Below are 17,502 nucleotides of genomic sequence, written 5' to 3'. Positions count from 1 at the left end.
CAGTTTTGCCTCCGGGCACGCGTGGGGTTCAACCATTCTTAATCCGTTCGGGTGAACCCCGTGCAACATCTTTTCGATGCTATGTGTATGGCTTTTGACGTCGCTTTATTAACATCTTGTGGCCCAATCGTTTACACGTCATACAATGGGTAAATGATTGGCCCATAAAAAGGATATATTCCAGTTCCAGATTTTCCTGTGGATACCCTGAAGACGGGGAAAATTGCAGTCATGACACTGATTGTTGCGTCACTGGTTGTATCAGCAGCCGCTGCGCAGGAGATAGAACAGAATAGTGGGTACATTGTAACCCCTGTAGGGGATACAAATTGATCTTCCGGCATCGTCCATGTTTTGTAGCAGCTCATGATGCAACCGCTTACCGGATGAAATATCATTTTTTAGATAGCATTTTCACATGCTGAGCACATCTCAATCATTTCGAACCGGTCTCTTCTCATAGATGGTCGATGTGAGTAGGAAACGCCCATCTCCAGGTTCAAGTGGGGAGCAGGATACGCTCAGCGTTCCAGAATAGATTTTTCCGGACTCCCTTGTGGTGCTGTGCGGTACCCCTGCTGGGTCCCAGACCGTCATGGTGAAGACGGCCGTCTTTCCACTGCCGAGTTCGTTGTTCTGGTTATTTTTCCATGAGGCAGTGAAGGTGCTCCCCCCCATCCCTGTCTCGATTAAAGGAACAGAGTTCGAAAAAGCTGTGTTTTTCTCGAAATCAGCAGAGGCCGCACCAAGGAAGAAAGTACCATGGGAGGTATTGTCCAGAAATATGATTCTGCCACCTGAACTGGTGGTATTCACGGCAACGTCCTCCCAGGCATATGCTGTCACATACGCCAGAACACCGACGAGACCTACCATAATCAGGACAGCAATGCACACGAATTTTCTGTTCAAACCAAATCACCATTCCATTAAAAAAAGTGCATCCTGGGGGATGCACCCTCTTCAGACATAGTCGAGATCACCATAGTCGGTGTCCGTTGCCTTTGTCGTATCGAACCAGTCGTGTGTCTCGCACCACAGTTCGTAATGGGCATCACCACTGCCCTGTGAATTGAAGCTCACACTGATTGTACCGCTGGTAGCCCAGTCAACCCTTTTTTCGGCAGTGTGCCCAACGCCCAGAGCGTCCCATACCGTCAAACGATAGATCGCTCCCTGTCCATCATTGTCCCTGTCGTTAGCATTGCTGTACGCTGCCAAGAAGGTGTTCTGCCCGGCCGGAGCAGTGACAGATCCCACACAGACTGCGTTTGCCGTATCGCCATCGCCATCTGTTGACATGCTTCCCATATGTAATGTGGACAGAATTCCGAAGTCACCTATGTCCTCCCCTACTAGCGTTTCACCAATCAGGGGTGTATCCGAATTGATTTGGGCCGCAGAAGCTGCCCCTGCAGATACCGATACAAATAGCATCAGTAGTGCCAAAATCGACAGGAGTCCATTTCCTTTTTTCAGTTTCATACTTTTTCCTCCGTGTTTCATGTCCCATGAGGCAAAAAGGCGAAGCTTTCAAGTAATGGTAAGGCCAACATAGTTTTGCCTCCGGGCATGCGTGGGGTTCAACCATTCTTAGTTGGTTTAGGTGAACCCCGTGCAACATCTTCTTGATGCTACGTGTATAGCTTTTGACTTTGCTTCATTAATGTTTTATGTCCACATCATCCAACTGTTCTCGTTCAGTGTTTCCGTTCAGTTGGACGATGTGGACAGAAAAACTAAATAACGTCAATTTCACACAGATCACTATGGTTAATCACACATACCTACGTGGCTATTATACCGGAGTGAGTGAATGTTGAAAAAAATGGGAATAGTTGCATTGATATTGCTGTGCTGTGTATCTTTCGCTTCTGCAGCAGTAAACGAAGAAAAGGCAGATGCAAATGAGACAACGCATTTCGGAGAATATATCATTACACCGGCAAAGGATTTCGGTGGGGATATTGTCATCCGGTACGTCTATGATACCATCACACAGGGTGAGACAAACCAGCACAGCAAAACCGTTGATACCGATATTACAGTACTGCATGTGGATCTCAACTGGGGCGACCAGGCTGACTCCCTGCGGCTGAAGGTATACTCCCCCGATTGGCAGTATCTGGGCATGTACTTTGATAATGCCGACGGTATGATCGATGGGAGAATCAGTATCGATATAGAAAATCCAAACGGCATAGCCAAAGGGACATGGCATTATGAGGTCTACGGCTACAATGTAGAAGGAACTGAAGATTATTATATATGACTCCATTCCTTAACGGATCATTCATGCGGAGGATAGTATCCCTTCTCCTTCTTCTCTCTCTTCTTCTGCTGTTTGTGAGCACCGGAGTGCAGGCTGCGACAGGGGGGTATACGATAAAACCCCATGTTTACAACCAGGATCTTATCGACAAGGGACTCATTGATTCAAGCGGTGCGGATGCAACCATCACATTCTGGGAACTTCCCCTGTGGATTCAGGTATTCCAGCTATCAGGCATTCTGGTCACTGTTTTCGGCATATTCAAGGGCATTCCTCTGGTGTTTGGCAGGATTCAAGACCTCTTTGGAAATCAAAATCGGAAAACCATCTTTGAGTACGTCCTGGAAAACCCCGGATGCACCATCGCAGAGGTATCAGAAAACCAGAGGATAAACCGGGGAACCGTGAAGTATCATATTATGAAACTCAATGCCGAATGCAAAATCACGACGGTCAAAACAGGAAAATTCATACGCTTGTTTCAGAACTCCGGGACATTTGATAAAGGTGAGAAAGCAATCGCATCATACCTGAAAAATGAAACCAGCAGGATACTCCTCCTGAGTATTATGGAACATCCGGGAATCACGAATCAGGACCTCGCGGAAAATTTCAATCTGGACAAGAGCACCATACATTACTACCTTGATAAATTCCAAAATACTGATACCATCCACTACATTACAGAAGGAAAACACAAGAAGTGTTTTGTGAATCAGGATCTGGAACAGGTTCTGCTGAAGTACATACCTGTGTAACCGCTGATCCCCTGAAATTCGCAAACGAACATGACAATACCCCGGAAGTCCGGAAGCATCCTTTCACCAGCCAATAGGGGGATCATTTCCTGAAATTCGGTAGGACAGGTTGGGACACAACCCTATTTGATGTCGACAATAAGCCAATTTTTATCCCTTTGATTAACTAAATGGCACTAATCAAGTCTATTTTGGTCAATAAATTGTCGTTCTGGCGAGACAGATTTAGTTCTGTCCCAGCCTGAGGACATCCAGTTTTCCGATGGCAGCCTTCTCTTTTGGAATTATGATCCTGATGAAAAAATAAAAGTAGATCTACCGGAAACCATACCAGAGATTGAGTATTGACGAATGATTCCCCGGATATCCCGGTCGGACGAATCGCTCACACCGCCATATATCTCTAATGTCAAATGATTTCGGGATACGACAATTATCCCTGAAACCCATTCTCAACAATCTGCGCCCAAACGTCACGCTCACTCTGGACGGAAATAGCAAGAGAGCTACTACGCTGAAAACCGAAAGAAAACTCCTGCGGAACTTCATCATCAATTGAGATCTCAAATCGGAATTCTCCTCCTTCATCGTTCTTGATTGACGATTTTTCGTGGCCGCCTGCTTCCAGCAAATGGATCTCCGAGCAGACAAGAGTGTTGTTGCGAGTGCCGTTTATGCCGAATACGGTTATGGTAACTTCATGCGGTATATCGTCATTGCTATATACACCAAAAAGCGGTAAAGGGGGTTGAGAGTCCTGATATTCGGATCCGGTTCCACAGAAGATGGCCATACCAGCGATGATCACTCCAGCCACAACAAGAGTCGCAATCAATACCTTAAATCACATCTTCCTTCACTCCCGGCATCACGGGTATCCGGCAATGTATCCCTTCATTTCGTTGATCCTCCGGGCATTGTCATGGGACACATCCCCATTCCTGGTGTTGCAGGAGTACTCACTTCCCTTTCGCTCATTTCTAATGGCAAATGATCAAATTGGACATTAAAACCCCGGGTTATTGTTTATTTCATCATTAGGGCAACGTATGATGAATTCTGCCTGTGTCAGTAATTTGCGAGATTATAGATGACATTCCTGTTTTGCTTCACACATTGGAAAATATTAGATCTTTTTGGGGCAGATTGTGAGATATTTAAGGGCATTTGCTGTAATCTATGATTTATGATCTCAGATCAGCGAAAGGGAAGTACTCAAGACGCATATCAGACATTTAGCTTCGCTTTATTAACATCTTATGGGCCAATCGTTTACACGTCATACAACGAGAGACAGGCAACCATTGAGCCGGACAGCTTTACCGGCAAGAAGTTTTGGCCACTACCAGACCCGAACTGTCGCCGGGCGATTACTGTTTTATAGCGAATCTCAGGACACCGACCGGAGGACTGGGTACCTCTCAGTTCGTGCTGCGGGTGGCAGCGGCATGAAAGAAAACAGGCAGGACAGGCTCATGGACTCATGGGACGGAATAGTCTTACGACATTTCTGACAGTATAGAGAAGGACAACGCATCAAAAACAGTCCGGCATCATCAGTAACACTCAGCCGCCCGGAACAAACGCCAGCGTATCCCAAACACCGGCCCAATGATAAAAATAATAAGAACAGATATGCTGTTCTCAGGTCAGAGTAACAGAGACAATCTCTGCAGACTCAACACCCTCAAGGCCGCGGAGTGTTGCCTCAGCCTCTTCGGTGGTCCCTTCGGCGTCCGGGACGACGATAGCAACTTTCAGACTGGAAAGGCCAAAGCCGATAGGTTCGACGACCATGTCCTGTGTTCCGGGGAGTTTTTCTTTGATTGATACTTTGAGTGCCTCAAGGTCAACGTCAGGTGACTTGGGCATAATCTTGATAATAACTGCTACTTCTCCCATGCTTCAGGGCCCCAGGAATCCGCATTTCTTGCATTCGTATGGGATACTCTGGTGCCGGCAGTCATGGCACCGGTATATGGTTTCCCCGCACTTGGGGCAGGAGAACTTTGTCCAGCCCTCTGATGCGAGCGGGACATTACAGGAGGTACACTTCTCTATTGCCATAATTAACTCATTAATTCGGCATCAAAACTATTAAAGATGTGGATTGGAATAGGTGCCGGGGGGCCTGCCGCCATGCAGGAAGCTACGGATGCGATCCGGTTCGCGGCCGTTAACGATGGCCCATCTGATGCCGGATGCACGGGCAAAGGGAAGGAATAACGGATCCACCACATCTGTTTCCACCATTCCAGCCACCATCTCATCAGAAATAAATTCACAGAACACCCCATCACAGCATATTCCGTCCACCGATTTCAGGAGCAGAAGCGGGGCATCCCGTGCCGATGCCACCCATGCGGCGATGGTATCAGACGTCACATCCCAGGAATGCGGCAGCGGGTCTGCCTCCCGCATCGCCCGGTAGGGCAGCAGCACCGAGACGCCCTCTACAGGATCCCGCAGCCCTCCCACCGGAACTGCCCCCGCAGCCACCCACAGCCAGGCAGTCTCTTCCATCGCACAGACGGCCATCCAGTGTGCGGCACTCCCCTCAGCATGGGTATCCCTGACGGCATCGGCAAAGCGGCCGCCGCCCGGAACGACCAGAATGTTTCGACCGGATGAGGCCAGAAGCATATACAGTGCCGGAATCTCTGCTGTCAGGCTGCCGCCCGCTTTAACGACCAGAAGGTCTCTGCTCTTCTCTGCTGCCACATCCATCGGTATACTCTCACATACACCATCACCATTCCATGGCATAAGCCGTTCGCCAAAAAACCAAAACGGATGCAATCCACAAAGTGTATCTGCCAGCCTGCGCATCTCTCAGATATGCGCACCCTCCCTGCCGCACTGGTACTCTGCCTCCTCTGCTGTGGCACGGTGACAGCAGCGTTCACCATAACAGAAGTCTGCCCGGATACCTGGTACAAAGGAGAGGCCGACGAATACATCGTCATCACCGGCACCGGCAGTCTCACCGGGGTATCGGTATCGGACGGGGAGGGCAGTGCCCGGTTCCCGGACGGTGACAGGGCTGCCGGGAGGATTGTCATGGCCCAGCAGGCAGAGGCCTATCGCACGGTGCACGGGGCATACCCGGATTATGAATGGTATGACTCCGCACCCGATGTGCCTGATATGATCCGCACCGGGACGCTGAAACTGGCAAACAAAGGTGATGAGGTCATCCTCCGGGAAGACGGGCAGGAGACCTGCCGCATCACCTGGCCGGGAGATTTCGTCTGCCGGGAGGGGCAGCTACACTTCCGGGAAGACGGCGTCTGGGACCCCCGCCCCCTGATGATCGGCCAGTCCCGGTTTACCACCGTCTCCTTCTGTGGTGTCTCCGGGACGGCATTCGCGGCACCGGATGCATCACGGGAGATGATCGGGAAGGCCATCCGCCTTGCAGACTCAGAACTGCTCATCAACGTCTATGAGTTCGCAGATCCAAATATCGCCACGTACGTTGCCGCCGCACTGGACGACGATGTCAGTGTCACCATCCTCCTTGAGGGCGGGCCGGTCGGCGGCATCGGGACAGCAGAGAAAGGGGTGGCCGCACATCTCCGGGAGAAGGGTGCCGCGGTATACACGATGGAGACAACAGAGAGTACCCATGCCCGCTACCGCTATGACCATGCCAAATATATCATCGCCGACCGCGAGGCTGTTCTCCTGACATCGGAAAACTTCAAGGAGAGCGGATTCCCGGACAGAGGCAGAGCAGGAAACCGGGGATGGGGCGTCATTATCACCGACCAGCGGGTGGCAGACTACTTTGCAGAAGTCTTCACGGCTGACGTAACAGGGGGTGACGTGGTGCCGTTTACCGGTGCCGGTGCCCTGCCGGAGGAGATGACAGGGGATGCATACAAACCGGCATTCGGCACACAGTCCTTTGACAATGCCAGCGTGACCCCGGTCCTTGCCCCGGACACCGCATACCTCATACCGGCACTCATCGAAAAGGCAGAGCACTCGGTTGACATACAGCAGGCCTACATCAGCAACTGGACAAAGGGGGCTCCCAACCCCTACCTTGAAGCGACAATGGACGCCGCCCGGAGGGGTGTTAACGTGCGTATCATTCTCGACAGTTACTGGTTTAATATTGAAGGAGAGAACGACAATGACGAGATGGCCGCACGCATCAACGCCGTTGCTGCAGCAGAAAAACTGCCGGCGGAGGCACGGCTTGCCCGCATAGGCCCCGGATACCCGGATAAGCTACACAACAAGGGCGTCATCGTGGACGGCGATGCGGTGCTCATATCATCGGTCAACTGGAACGAAAACTCCCCCTCCTTTAACCGTGAGGCGGGTGTCATCATTGAAAGTCCGGATGCAGGTGCCTATTTCAGCGCAGTATTTTCGAAAGACTGGGAGGATGCCGGACCGCTGCCGGATGAAACTGCAGCAGAGGCTGATGACACCTGTCTCAGGCAGGAGATTGCCGCAGGTGTAATCCTGCTGCTCTTCATCGGCTACTGTATCAGGCGCCGGGTGCACTAAACACGAATTTTTAACACCAGAGCAGAACAGAAGAGATAGTATGAACCCCTGCCGTGAAGACGCCGTCACCGGTGCAGACCTCGTGATTGGCGTCATTGCCGTCATTGGTCTTTTGATCATGGTCCATTTCCTGCTTGGCTCTCCCCTGACCACGGACCACAAAAGAGGCATCATTCCCAACGCCATCGAAGCGTCCGCTGACGCACTCATCACAGACGGTGACGTCTACGGGTTTGCCGACAGCGGCGGGCCGTATGAGGGCGTCACCGTGGCTGAAGGCCCCGCCAACCCGGAGACCATGGGGGCTGTCTCGCTTTCACTCCGCCTGATAGGAGGTGAGATGGGAGGAGTCAACATGGAGACAGCAGACATCAGGATATCTGCAAAAGATCACATCGAGGGGCTCCGGTATTCCGGCAACATGCCGCTTCAGCGCCCGAACTGGACGGTTGCATCCCGAAGCCATGTCAATGCAGGAGAACAGGCAGACAATGACCTCATCATCGAACCGGGCGAGATATTCACCATCCTCGTCTACCCCTCAAAAGGTCTGCCACCAGAGACTGTCTTCTCCGTTCAGGTGCAGAGCGGGAAGGGAGAACCCTACACCATCACAAGAAAAGTCCCCGGGGCCATCAAAACGGTGATGAACTTAAACTCCCTCTGATTCCTATTTTTTTATCCTGGGCCACAACCGGAGTACATCCGTTCAGGTATGACACTCCCAAGTGCCGTTGACGATATCATTTCACAGCACAACGATACGACACGCACCGGACGCCATCTGCAGGATGATACCGGACGGACAAAAAAAGGACAGTTAGATCAGGATTTAACGTCCGTTGCAGAATACGGCCGCGGCCAGGTATCATATCCGGTTGCCATCGACTGGATCACAAACTCTGCAAATCCCTCCGCCTCTTCCGGGTGGGTGGCTGTCGTCGGCACGGTAATGCCATACACAATGGGCCGCCCGGTCCGCTCACTGCCGATTGAACTGAACCGCTGGAATCCGAGACTCACGCTGACATCATCGTAGAGCCCGGCATATGCCGGTGAACTGAGATCAATTTCCGGCGGGAGGGACAGATAATGCAGCCCGTGCTCCTCTGCCACACTCCGGTATTCAAAGGCATAATCAATGCCGCCTGCCTCCAGAAGGGAGAGCAGATGCACACTGCCATCCCGGATGACAAGACCGGGCCCTGACGTCTTCATCATCTCCGGAAGGATGACCTCTGCTGCGGTGCCATTGCGCACCACAACAGGTTGCTGCGCAAGATTGCGGATAACTATTGTGTCAAAGAGACCTTCTGTGCCATAGTAATTCTCTGCCAGAAGCAGCACCATCATGCCACGGTAGCCGGCTGCGTCAAGCATCGGGTTTGATATGCCGGTCCGCACATCCGGGCGGCAAAGGATTTCCATCCAGTTCTCTTCGGTGATCTCATCATGGTAGCGGCTCAGGTCGGTATAGGTGATGACCATCTCATTGCGGGCCAGAGGCGTGTACGACACAGCATAGGTCCCGTTGTTGTCCTCACGGGGGATGTACATCATGTCAGGAATGAGAGACTCGTCTGCGACAATGACCACGTCAAAGTCCCGGTGCAGGTCGGTCACCTGCCGGATACACTGGATACTGCCGTGCCCCTCGCTCCGTATATCAATATCCGGGTGCAGGGCTTCGTACTCGGCCTCCATCGTCTCCATTGGACCTAAGAGACTGCCCGCCGGGACCACATTGATGACCGTCTTCTCCGTTGAGTCACTGCACCCCGCAACGGCAGACATGACCACCATCGCACAGCAGATGAGCAAAAAAAGAATGGGAGATGTTCTGGAACTACTTGACTTCAATGGTATCCACCCATTTCACCCAGGAACTGCCTTCGGTGATCACGTCAGGCGTATCGGTTGCGATCACCATGCGGAAGGGGCCGCCATCATTGCAGGTGAGGGGCAGGCCGTCCTGCTCATACATGATGATCACGGTCAGGGGCGGTGCCGGGATTTCTTTAAGGCCATCATCAAGGGTGATGAAACCCCCGCCCTGCACCTGTTCATAGTCAAAGACCCAGAGGTATCCGTCGGGTGCTGATATCCAGGTCAGGTTCTCCGGCCCGAATTCCCCTGCAAGAGCAATGAGGTCGGTGAGACGCACACCTTTCACATCATAGGGCCCGGATTTGATGCCCACGGTGGATACCGAATAGCCATACCCTTCAAAGGCGGGCATCGCCGTGATCGTGTCCCAGTCAAGGACTGTCTCAGTCTCACCGTTTATGATCGTAATATTCCCCGGCAGGGGCTCCGGAACGGCCACGGCCGTGTCAGCAGTTCCGGTGCAGCCGCAGATACAGGCAGCTGCCAGGAGGCAGACACAGAGAACCGGAATCAGCCGCATCATCAGAGCCTCCGGCGCAGCGGAACAAGTGCAAGGGCAAATCCTGCGGCGATGAGCACCAGCGGAGCGGGTGTGGAAGTGGTGTCCGGCACTGCAGCGGAACCGCTTGCTGCAGCATCGGCCTGCAGGGATTTGACAGGCGCAGATGTATCCCCGGTAAACCCGTCTTCATAGATGCGGATTTCATCCACATGCTTCACGGTGTAGCCATTGTTCGATGGCATCAGGTCAAAGAAGTGCTGCACAGAGCCGGGCATCGTCTCATGCATATCCCAGTTTCCATAGACATGTTTCCCATCCACATTGGTGGAGGTGTCTGCAAAGAAGATGAGGCGCATGCCGCTGTAGTAGTCCTCGGGAGGATACCCGACACCGGCCCGTTCCCCGGAGACTGCGTCCTCACCATTGTACCAGGTGACAACCAAAGGACCCTGGCGTGGGTCAGGACTACACACGTTTTCATACGGGAACTCCACATGGTAGCCGTCTGCGGCCTTCACCATGATCTCATCCCCCGGTGCGGCACCGCCGACCAGACTGCAGAGGTCAGCGACATCGGTGCCCATCACTGCCCCATGGTCCTTGAAGTTTGTCGTCTCATTGCGGTCCCAGGCCACCTCTTTATCGTCAGAGAAGACCGGACCCTGGTGGTAGTAGTGGGTGACACCATCGCCCTGTACCGGCAGGTTCTCCTGCATCCAGATATAATCCACCGTCTTCTCAGCAATGATGTCGCCGGTGTCTGCTGCAATCCTGGTTACGGTGATGTTTGTCGTCGGTCCCGCGGCCGCCCCTGCACAGAGGAGGAGTGCTGCCACAATCACTGCCACTGTGATGCGGCAGAGGGTGTTTGGCCCTGAAGGCCCATTATTTTCTGAATTCATTGAAATCATACTCTTTTTCATTTTTTGCATCTCTTGTTATTCCGTTTCAAACCGGAATTCATACGTCACCACGGTGTCAGGAAGGACAGTCGCCTCTCTGATCATGGTCTCATCTTCCGATGAGAGGCCAATTTCATAGGTGCCTATCGGAAGGCCGGGAATCGTCGCGGGCGTCACCAGACCGATGTAGCGATCATAGAGGTAGATTTTTGCACCCGCGGGCTCTGATGTCACACAGAGGCCGCCGTTTGAATACGCCAGGAGCGTGAACGCTGCCTCTGCGTCAGTGGTGCCGGGGAGATCATTTATTGATACAACCCGTGCCTCCGGGCGATACCCCGGCAGCGAACAGGCAACCCGGTGGGGACCTGTGGAGAGACCGGAGATTGCAGACGGAGTTGTCTCCCCTGTTCTTCTGCCGTCGATAAAGATCTCAGCGCCTGCCGGGTCGGATGCGACAGCGACTGTGCAGGTGCCTGAGGTGGCCGGGACAACTGAAAGAGTCCCGTCACCACGCCGGTAGCCCAGGGGATACGTCTGGTAGCCGGTGTCCGATGTGACCGCAACGAATGAATCCGTATCCACGATCGTCACCTCTGCAGGCGTCGTCTGCTTCGGCAGTTTTCCGTTCACCGTAAACACCACCGGTTCATCCGTTCCGCTCTCCACCTGTACGGCCGTCTCCGGAAGACTGCCTGAGAAGTCAAAGAAGATGGAACCAAGGGCCCCCGGATAGACCCATGCCGTATCAGACCGTGACCCCCCGGTGAGCGCAGATGAGACACCAATACGGTGTGTGCCCTCCTTGAGGCCGGCGAAGAGTGCCGGGGTCTTCCGGCCGGTCGGTTTGCCGTCCAGACTGATCCATGCACCTGACGGCACAGACTCCACCAGCACCCCTCCGGTCAGGGCCGAATATTTATCGACCTCTGCAGGTGCTGCAGGCGCTGCCGTCATCTCCGGGGCCGGGGTGTCAGGCAGTGGTGTCGCATCCGGCAGACTGCCTGCCACAGGGAGGGAGGTGTCGTCCCCGGGTGCGGGTAATTCTGGTGCAGATGAAGAGAAGAGAGCAGCAAAGAACCGGAATATGCCTGCGAAAACTCCGCCATCGGCATCACCGGAAGCATCTGCTGTTTCTGCCGTTTCAGTTCCATCAGAAACGGCACCGGATGGTGCTGCCGCGGTTGCAACCGCAATCCTCACCATACATCCGGGAGAAGCACCCGCTGCGGTGACGGTATATGCACCATCACCGGGCGGTAGAGGTACACTCATGCGCAACAGACCAGGCACGGGGAGAGAGACATCTGCTCTCAGCGGCATCCCGTTCACAGATATGACCGGGGCATCCGTCTTCTCTCCCGCTCCGCTACAGAGCAGGGTGAGGGTCCGGGTGCCGTTTTCCGGCAGTGTATCTGCAGGAATTGTAAGAACTTCCCCTTCTGCCGGGACACATCCCTCATACACCACATATGAGAACTCTCCCGGGCCGGGGCGGGCAAGAAGGGAGACTGCTGCACAGAGAGAGAAGACATCTCCCTCACCTCCCGCACCCCTGACCGTAACAGCCCGTGATACGGACGGGAAGAGAGCACAGGTCTGGTCAACGCTGCCGGCAGAGCTGAGGGCATTGGCAAGGTGCCGGGGAATCAGGCCTGCTCCCCCTGACGACAGGGCCACCTGTGGTTCTGCGGGAAGACCCGATGTGGTGTCAGACCCGTGGGAGAAGAGCAGGTATGATGTGATCTCCTCTCCGTCTGCATCAGGCAGGTCTGCCCGGACCGACTCTCCGCCGGAAATAAAACCGGGATATCCCGGTGCCGCCGCCACCATCAGGGAGCCGGGAAGAAGACCATGGGGTCCTGCAGAGAGAACGGGAGTATCGTCTTCGCTGCAGAGGGGGACGAGGACCCCTTCCACACGGTTCTCACCCTCTTTCGTGATGCAGACCGGAAGATCAAGTGGCACATAGCCCTCCATGGTGAGGGTCAGGACGTGGTTCCCGGTGATGAGAGTCAGGGGTTCGGTACCCGCCGACATCCCGCTGTTTACTCCGTCCACTGCGACAGCGGCACCCGCCGGATGAGAGACTACGGTGCATGAGGCGGTGATGGCGGTCGGGGCAAAGGAGACCGTGGCATTGGAACCGTCTGCCACCAGGATCCATTCCTCGGCAGGGTTCTCGTATCCCTCACGCTGCACCGTGACACCGTAATACCCCTCCGGCATATCCGGGATGGAGACATTGGTCACGAATTCACTCACGGCACCGTCAATAACCACCGCGGCACCCTCCGGAACAGAGCGCACGGTCAGGGTGCCGGTGGCAGGTGCCCAGATATCCGCTCCACCGTCACTCCCGCCGGACGGGACCACCGGAGGCTGTCCGCCGCTTGATTCGTATATCTCTATGCGTGAAACGGACTGTACTGAAAGCCCGGTGGTGGTGGGCAGGTTCGGCTGGAAGAAGTGCCAGTACTCCTCAGGAAGTGCGGATTGCATATCACTGTTGCCGAAGATATGCTCACCCCACGGATTCACCGAGGTGTCAGCAAAGAACTGGAGCCGCATCCCGTCATAATATCCGGCACCCGCCTTCTGCCCGTCCCGTTCCCAGGCAAGCACCATCGGGCCCTGCCGGGAGGGCGGGGTATAGACATTCGCATAGGGAAATGACTTCCTGAACCCGTCTTCGGAACGGATGAGAATCACATCTCCACGGTGGGCACCGCCTGCTAGGTCACAGAGTGCAGCCACATCAGTGCCCCTGAGAGCACCCATGTCCTTATCCGGGTAACAGTTGATCTCCTCATCCGGGTTCCAGGGATCCTCGGATTCGTCAAAGACCGGGCCCTGCAGATAATAATGGGTAGTACCATCCCCCATTACAGGGAGATTCTTTTCCATCCACGCGATGGTGAACGACTCTTCATATTCCGGCTCATTATCCCCGGGGGCATAGCGCGCCACAGTAATTGCATCTGTGGCCATGACGGGGAGTATGACAAGCCCGATAAGAAAAATAAACAGTAAACTAAAACGGCAGATACGGGAAACCACAATAACACCTGATTTGGAAAGATCTGTGTCACCGGTTTAAAAGAGTAATGATTTATTCTCTACAATGTTAATTAAATCAATTTAACACCATCCACATACCTGCCACCATATTTACTAATGTGGCAGACGGCAACATTCAGGTACCATGCTCCACCCGCAGGAACGGACTGCCCTCCTCCTCATCGCAGGAATTCTCATACTGCTTGCAGTGATCTCATTTCTGATCGAATCAGCAGGGAAAGAACCATTTGCAGCACCATTCTCAGATACGCTGGAGGACGGCAGCCTTGCTGTGCTCACCGGCACCGTAACTGCCGCAGCCAATACCCGGACGGGCGGCCACCTCATGCTCACGGTAAACAATACCTCTGTCTTTGTGCCGGATGGTGCTCTGGCTGACCCTGAAACTGTTGTAGGAGAGACGATCAGCGTGATCGGCACAGTTCAGACGTACCGCGAAAAAAAAGAGATGATCGTTGAGCGTCCGGAAGACATTGCCATCCGGCCGCAGTGAATCCGGGACTTCCTACCGGAATATATTTGCGTCATTTTGTTCTTTAATCGAGAGGCGATCAAATGACTTTCCTTTCTTCGCCTTTTGATTCTGATCCTGTTCATCGGGGGCAGGCCGTCCCTCTGGTGCGATGGGGCTGCCTGACTCCTCATCAACACTGACCTTTGTATCGTGGGGTCGCTTTCCCTCGACGCCAAAGCCCTCATCAAGATCGGATTTTATGAAGCGTTCCCGTGCCATACTGGAAACGTCGACCCGTGAGATATTAACGTTACTACCTTTGGCACAGGTTCATACCAGGAGAAAAACCCACGGATATAAAAATAAAAAATGGATGCTCTCTTTTTCAGGGGCCAAGCACAGGTTCCAGTGCCCATGTCGGGATCTCAGGGCCGATGCCGAGGACCCAGGTGATGATGGTGAACATCATCACGGTCAGAATACCGATACCGAAGAAGTTAAGCACCCATCCGGAACGCATCATATCCTGCATGGTGATGTAGCCGGAACCATAGGCCACCGCATTCGGGGGGGTCGCAACCGGCAGCATAAATGCCATCGAAGCGGCGAAGGTTGCGGTAAGCATCAGTATCCATGGGTGAATGCCCATCGAAAGGGAGGTCACCGCCATGATGGGGATCATCACCGATGCCATCGCCGTATTTGACGTCACCTCCGTCAGGAAGGAGACGATGACTGCCACAGCAACGACTGCCACCACAATCGGGAGACCATGGAATATCGTGAAGGTGTTGATTATTTCCTGCGCAAGGCCGGAGGCGATGAACGCCTTTGAGAGGGCAATACCACCGCCGAAGAGGATGAGAATCCCCCACGGGATCTTCTTTGCCCACTCCCAGTTCATCGTATAGATGCCCTGTTTCCGGTCAACCGGCAGCAGGAAGAGCAGGAGGGCCCCTGCGATTGCAATGGTGGAATCATGCACCCACGGCATATACGTATTGATACCGGGAATGATTAGTCCGCCAATATCCTTCTCAGAACGCATAATCCAGGCAACCGCGGTCAGTACAAAGACCATCAGGGTCCAGCGTTCGCCCTTACTCATCGGGCCCAGTTCAGCAATCCGCTGCCGGATAATATTATGCCCGTGGGAGATCTTCTTCGGCATATGCCGGTAGGGCCCGTAGATGAGCCATGCCCAGGCAATCGGGAGGAATATGAACGCAAGCGGCAGCCCGAACTTCATCCAGGTAAAGAAATCAATGGTCGGCGCAGTGGGAAATATCGTCTCCATCTGTGCGAGGAATATGCCGTTTGGCGGGGTGCCGATGATCGTTGCAAGTCCGCCGATACTGGCCGCATAGGCGATGGAGATGACGATACATTCTGCAAAGTCACGCTGCGATCTGTCCATCTCCGCAAGTTTCAGGTCATTTCTCGGCAGAATCGTGGCGACGATGGAAATTGCAATGGGGATCATCATCATCGCGGTCGCCGTATTCGATATCCACATTGAGAGAAATGCTGTTGCAACCATAAACCCGAAAATAAGCATGCGTGAACTCGAGCCCGCTTTATTAAGAATCGCGAGTGCAATCCGTTCATGCAGGCCCCAGCGCTGCATGGACATCGCAATGATGAAACCCCCCATGAAAAGGAAGATGACCTTATCAGCATATGGGGCCGTCGCCTCAGTAGCGGTCAGCACACCCAGGGTGGGAAAGAGCACGATGGGCAAAAGAGCAGTCGCCTGAATAGGGATTGCCTCGGTGATCCACCAGATCACTATCAGGGCAGTGGACGCGGCGGTCGCCTGCACCGGGAAAAAGGCGGGGTCCATGGGCCAGAGAAGGATGATAAAGAATACCAGAACCCCGACGATTTTTCCGATTGTCTTCTTCATACAGGAAATGGTAGGTTCGTATGATATAATTACATATCTTTTTTAAAAAACGCACAGATCAGGTTATTTTTGAGAAATAAAGGCGATTAATGCAGATTAGAGTAAATACTCTCACTGAGTCTGTGAAATTTTGCAATACCCGCTTAAACTACCTGAATTCGCAATATATACCGGAATTCCGGGCAATACCATAGCCCATCCCTTTTTGCCGCAGAAAAAAAGCATAAAACCAAATACCTTTTTCTTCGCGCGAATATACCCCGAATCAGGATGCGTGATGGGAATACCTGCATCTGAACGGAATCTGTATGAGAGAAAAACCCGTCATCCGGGAACTAAAACCGCGACATCGTCAACCGGACAACCGATATCCCTGATGCATACCGGGAGCAGCTCTCAAAATAGCCGGACACCCTGCCAACCCTTTTTTCAGATACAAAACATATCTTTCAGTGAAGGCCGGTAGCGGCCACCTATACCCATGAACGAACATACACTTATCCATATCACACAGGGCAGTCTGCGACACATGAACCCGGTGACGGACAATGCAATCCTTGAAGCGGGACAGGCTGCAGGCATCGGAAAGAAGAGCCTCATCATCGATGCCGGGGCCGGCAACGGGACTGCACTCATCCTGCTTGCAGATGCATACGGCTGTGCCGGGTATGGCATCGACATCCGGGAGGACGCCTGCCGGACAGCCACAGCTGCGGCAGCCGGTGCAGGTCTTTCGGAACGTCTGGAGTTTACCTGCGGCGATGCTGCGACAGCCACACTCCCGAAGGGTGCAGACCTTGTCATCTCCCTCGGATCTGTTGACTGCTGGGGAGGACCCGATGAGGCCATCCGTGCCTGTGCAGAACTTGCCGGGGATAACGGCTCCATCCTCTTCGGTGACCGGGTCTGGGAGGGGTCACGCACGCCTCCTGAATTTGCCCGCGAATGGCCGGAAGTGCGGACCCTATATGAACTGGTCTCCGCCGGACGGGAAGCCGGCTTCATGCCGACGTGGCTGTGGCACGCAGCACCTGCAGACTGGGACCACTACGAGTCCGGCATCTGGACCCACACAGCCGCATGGCTGTGGGAACACCCCGATACCCAGGAGACAGCAGACATTGCCGCCTATCTTAAGACCATACAGGACGAATACATCCTCTTCGGGCGGGAGGCCGTCGGCTGGACGATGATCCTCTTTCGTCCGGTCTGAATA

Annotated in this window: 18 protein-coding genes; 6 read left to right on the top strand and 12 right to left on the bottom strand. The window is 53.6% G+C overall.

Features of this window, described 5'->3' with window-relative positions:
• Nucleotides 1–432: 432 nt before the first annotated feature.
• Together MKMG_RS02700 and MKMG_RS02695 are read right to left on the bottom strand one after the other, a co-directional pair.
• Entirely contained in the window at nt 433–912 is a 480-nt protein-coding gene (locus MKMG_RS02700) for a hypothetical protein (RefSeq protein ID WP_165075254.1), read from the bottom strand.
• A gap of 51 nt (nt 913–963) precedes the next feature.
• Nucleotides 964–1,485, bottom strand: a complete 522-nt coding sequence (locus MKMG_RS02695) for a hypothetical protein (protein WP_165075252.1) — start codon at nt 1,483–1,485, stop codon at nt 964–966.
• A 343-nt stretch (nt 1,486–1,828) separates the two neighbouring features.
• Here MKMG_RS02695 and MKMG_RS02690 point away from each other — a divergent pair, with 343 nt between their 5' ends.
• Nucleotides 1,829–2,272 carry a peptidase domain-containing protein gene (locus tag MKMG_RS02690; protein WP_254059062.1) on the top strand — a complete coding sequence of 148 codons (444 nt, stop codon included), beginning with the start codon at nt 1,829–1,831 and terminating at the stop codon, nt 2,270–2,272.
• A 23-nt stretch (nt 2,273–2,295) separates the two neighbouring features.
• The gene (locus tag MKMG_RS02685) at nt 2,296–3,030 is read left to right on the top strand and encodes a winged helix-turn-helix transcriptional regulator (RefSeq protein ID WP_165075248.1); all 735 of its coding nucleotides are present in this window, start codon (nt 2,296–2,298) and stop codon (nt 3,028–3,030) included.
• 433 nt (nt 3,031–3,463) lie between these two features.
• Here MKMG_RS02685 and MKMG_RS02680 read toward each other — a convergent pair whose 3' ends face one another.
• The 4 genes from MKMG_RS02680 to MKMG_RS02665 all read right to left on the bottom strand — a co-directional run bounded on the left by MKMG_RS02680 (nt 3,464) and on the right by MKMG_RS02665 (nt 5,859).
• Nucleotides 3,464–3,847 (bottom strand): hypothetical protein, encoded by a 384-nt coding sequence (locus MKMG_RS02680; protein ID WP_254059061.1) that lies wholly within the window; start codon nt 3,845–3,847, stop codon nt 3,464–3,466.
• Between the two features lie 827 nt (nt 3,848–4,674).
• Nucleotides 4,675–4,932, bottom strand: coding sequence for an elongation factor 1-beta (locus MKMG_RS02675; protein ID WP_165075246.1), 258 nt, complete (start codon nt 4,930–4,932; stop codon nt 4,675–4,677).
• A 3-nt stretch (nt 4,933–4,935) separates the two neighbouring features.
• Nucleotides 4,936–5,097, bottom strand: coding sequence for a zinc finger domain-containing protein (locus MKMG_RS02670; protein ID WP_165075244.1), 162 nt, complete (start codon nt 5,095–5,097; stop codon nt 4,936–4,938).
• Between the two features lie 30 nt (nt 5,098–5,127).
• A complete protein-coding gene (locus tag MKMG_RS02665) occupies nt 5,128–5,859 on the bottom strand; it encodes a uridylate kinase (RefSeq protein WP_165075242.1) in 732 nt (243 codons plus the stop codon).
• Between the two features lie 9 nt (nt 5,860–5,868).
• Between MKMG_RS02665 and MKMG_RS02660 the strand changes: the two genes are divergently transcribed.
• Together MKMG_RS02660 and MKMG_RS02655 are read left to right on the top strand one after the other, a co-directional pair.
• Nucleotides 5,869–7,554 carry a phospholipase D-like domain-containing protein gene (locus tag MKMG_RS02660; RefSeq protein ID WP_165075240.1) on the top strand — a complete coding sequence of 562 codons (1,686 nt, stop codon included), beginning with the start codon at nt 5,869–5,871 and terminating at the stop codon, nt 7,552–7,554.
• Between the two features lie 40 nt (nt 7,555–7,594).
• Entirely contained in the window at nt 7,595–8,221 is a 627-nt protein-coding gene (locus MKMG_RS02655; RefSeq protein WP_165075238.1) for a hypothetical protein, read from the top strand.
• Nucleotides 8,222–8,379: 158 nt separating this feature from the next.
• On the opposite strand, the gene wtpA is transcribed toward MKMG_RS02655, so the two are convergent.
• Genes wtpA through MKMG_RS02635 form a run of 4 tightly spaced genes read right to left on the bottom strand, consistent with a single transcriptional unit; the run spans nt 8,380 to nt 13,836 of the window.
• Nucleotides 8,380–9,414: a tungstate ABC transporter substrate-binding protein WtpA gene (gene wtpA / locus MKMG_RS02650; protein WP_254059060.1), complete on the bottom strand. Its 1,035-nt coding sequence runs from the start codon at nt 9,412–9,414 to the stop codon at nt 8,380–8,382.
• On the bottom strand, nt 9,401–9,964 hold the full coding sequence (locus MKMG_RS02645; protein ID WP_165075236.1) for a molybdopterin-dependent oxidoreductase: 564 nt from the start codon (nt 9,962–9,964) through the stop codon (nt 9,401–9,403). The genes wtpA and MKMG_RS02645 overlap by 14 nt, the downstream gene beginning before the upstream one ends.
• Nucleotides 9,964–10,866 (bottom strand): argininosuccinate synthase, encoded by a 903-nt coding sequence (locus tag MKMG_RS02640; protein WP_254059059.1) that lies wholly within the window; start codon nt 10,864–10,866, stop codon nt 9,964–9,966. Before MKMG_RS02640 ends, MKMG_RS02645 begins: the two co-directional genes overlap by 1 nt.
• A 15-nt stretch (nt 10,867–10,881) precedes the next feature.
• On the bottom strand, nt 10,882–13,836 hold the full coding sequence (locus MKMG_RS02635; RefSeq protein ID WP_165075234.1) for a PEGA domain-containing protein: 2,955 nt from the start codon (nt 13,834–13,836) through the stop codon (nt 10,882–10,884).
• Between the two features lie 214 nt (nt 13,837–14,050).
• Between MKMG_RS02635 and MKMG_RS02630 the strand changes: the two genes are divergently transcribed.
• Nucleotides 14,051–14,419 (top strand): hypothetical protein, encoded by a 369-nt coding sequence (locus tag MKMG_RS02630; RefSeq protein WP_165075232.1) that lies wholly within the window; start codon nt 14,051–14,053, stop codon nt 14,417–14,419.
• Between the two features lie 12 nt (nt 14,420–14,431).
• Here MKMG_RS02630 and MKMG_RS02625 read toward each other — a convergent pair whose 3' ends face one another.
• Both MKMG_RS02625 and MKMG_RS02620 read right to left on the bottom strand, forming a co-directional pair.
• Nucleotides 14,432–14,659, bottom strand: a complete 228-nt coding sequence (locus tag MKMG_RS02625; RefSeq protein WP_165075230.1) for a hypothetical protein — start codon at nt 14,657–14,659, stop codon at nt 14,432–14,434.
• A gap of 106 nt (nt 14,660–14,765) precedes the next feature.
• A complete protein-coding gene (locus tag MKMG_RS02620) occupies nt 14,766–16,286 on the bottom strand; it encodes a DASS family sodium-coupled anion symporter (protein ID WP_165075228.1) in 1,521 nt (506 codons plus the stop codon).
• A 481-nt stretch (nt 16,287–16,767) separates the two neighbouring features.
• Here MKMG_RS02620 and MKMG_RS02615 point away from each other — a divergent pair, with 481 nt between their 5' ends.
• A complete protein-coding gene (locus MKMG_RS02615; RefSeq protein ID WP_165075226.1) occupies nt 16,768–17,499 on the top strand; it encodes a class I SAM-dependent methyltransferase in 732 nt (243 codons plus the stop codon).
• Nucleotides 17,500–17,502 lie beyond the last annotated feature (3 nt).

Source organism: Methanogenium sp. MK-MG (assembly GCF_009914725.1).
In the GTDB taxonomy this organism is placed as follows: Archaea; Halobacteriota; Methanomicrobia; order Methanomicrobiales; family Methanomicrobiaceae; genus Methanogenium.
Note: the sequence above shows the minus strand (reverse complement) of the source record. Positions and strands in the feature narration are given on the sequence as shown.

Bases quoted from the DNA above. Each gene is read 5' to 3' on its own strand.
- MKMG_RS02695 (WP_165075252.1), bottom strand. From the start codon at position 1,485: ATGAAACTGAAAAAAGGAAATGGACTCCTGTCGATTTTGGCACTACTG.
- MKMG_RS02690 (WP_254059062.1), top strand. From the start codon at position 1,829: ATGGGAATAGTTGCATTGATATTGCTGTGCTGTGTATCTTTCGCTTCT.
- MKMG_RS02685 (WP_165075248.1), top strand. From the start codon at position 2,296: ATGCGGAGGATAGTATCCCTTCTCCTTCTTCTCTCTCTTCTTCTGCTG.
- MKMG_RS02675 (WP_165075246.1), bottom strand. From the start codon at position 4,932: ATGGGAGAAGTAGCAGTTATTATCAAGATTATGCCCAAGTCACCTGAC.
- MKMG_RS02670 (WP_165075244.1), bottom strand. From the start codon at position 5,097: ATGGCAATAGAGAAGTGTACCTCCTGTAATGTCCCGCTCGCATCAGAG.
- MKMG_RS02665 (WP_165075242.1), bottom strand. From the start codon at position 5,859: ATGCGCAGGCTGGCAGATACACTTTGTGGATTGCATCCGTTTTGGTTT.
- MKMG_RS02660 (WP_165075240.1), top strand. From the start codon at position 5,869: ATGCGCACCCTCCCTGCCGCACTGGTACTCTGCCTCCTCTGCTGTGGC.
- MKMG_RS02655 (WP_165075238.1), top strand. From the start codon at position 7,595: ATGAACCCCTGCCGTGAAGACGCCGTCACCGGTGCAGACCTCGTGATT.
- MKMG_RS02645 (WP_165075236.1), bottom strand. From the start codon at position 9,964: ATGATGCGGCTGATTCCGGTTCTCTGTGTCTGCCTCCTGGCAGCTGCC.
- MKMG_RS02640 (WP_254059059.1), bottom strand. From the start codon at position 10,866: ATGAAAAAGAGTATGATTTCAATGAATTCAGAAAATAATGGGCCTTCA.
- MKMG_RS02635 (WP_165075234.1), bottom strand. From the start codon at position 13,836: ATGGCCACAGATGCAATTACTGTGGCGCGCTATGCCCCCGGGGATAAT.
- MKMG_RS02630 (WP_165075232.1), top strand. From the start codon at position 14,051: ATGCTCCACCCGCAGGAACGGACTGCCCTCCTCCTCATCGCAGGAATT.
- MKMG_RS02625 (WP_165075230.1), bottom strand. From the start codon at position 14,659: ATGGCACGGGAACGCTTCATAAAATCCGATCTTGATGAGGGCTTTGGC.
- MKMG_RS02620 (WP_165075228.1), bottom strand. From the start codon at position 16,286: ATGAAGAAGACAATCGGAAAAATCGTCGGGGTTCTGGTATTCTTTATC.
- MKMG_RS02615 (WP_165075226.1), top strand. From the start codon at position 16,768: ATGAACGAACATACACTTATCCATATCACACAGGGCAGTCTGCGACAC.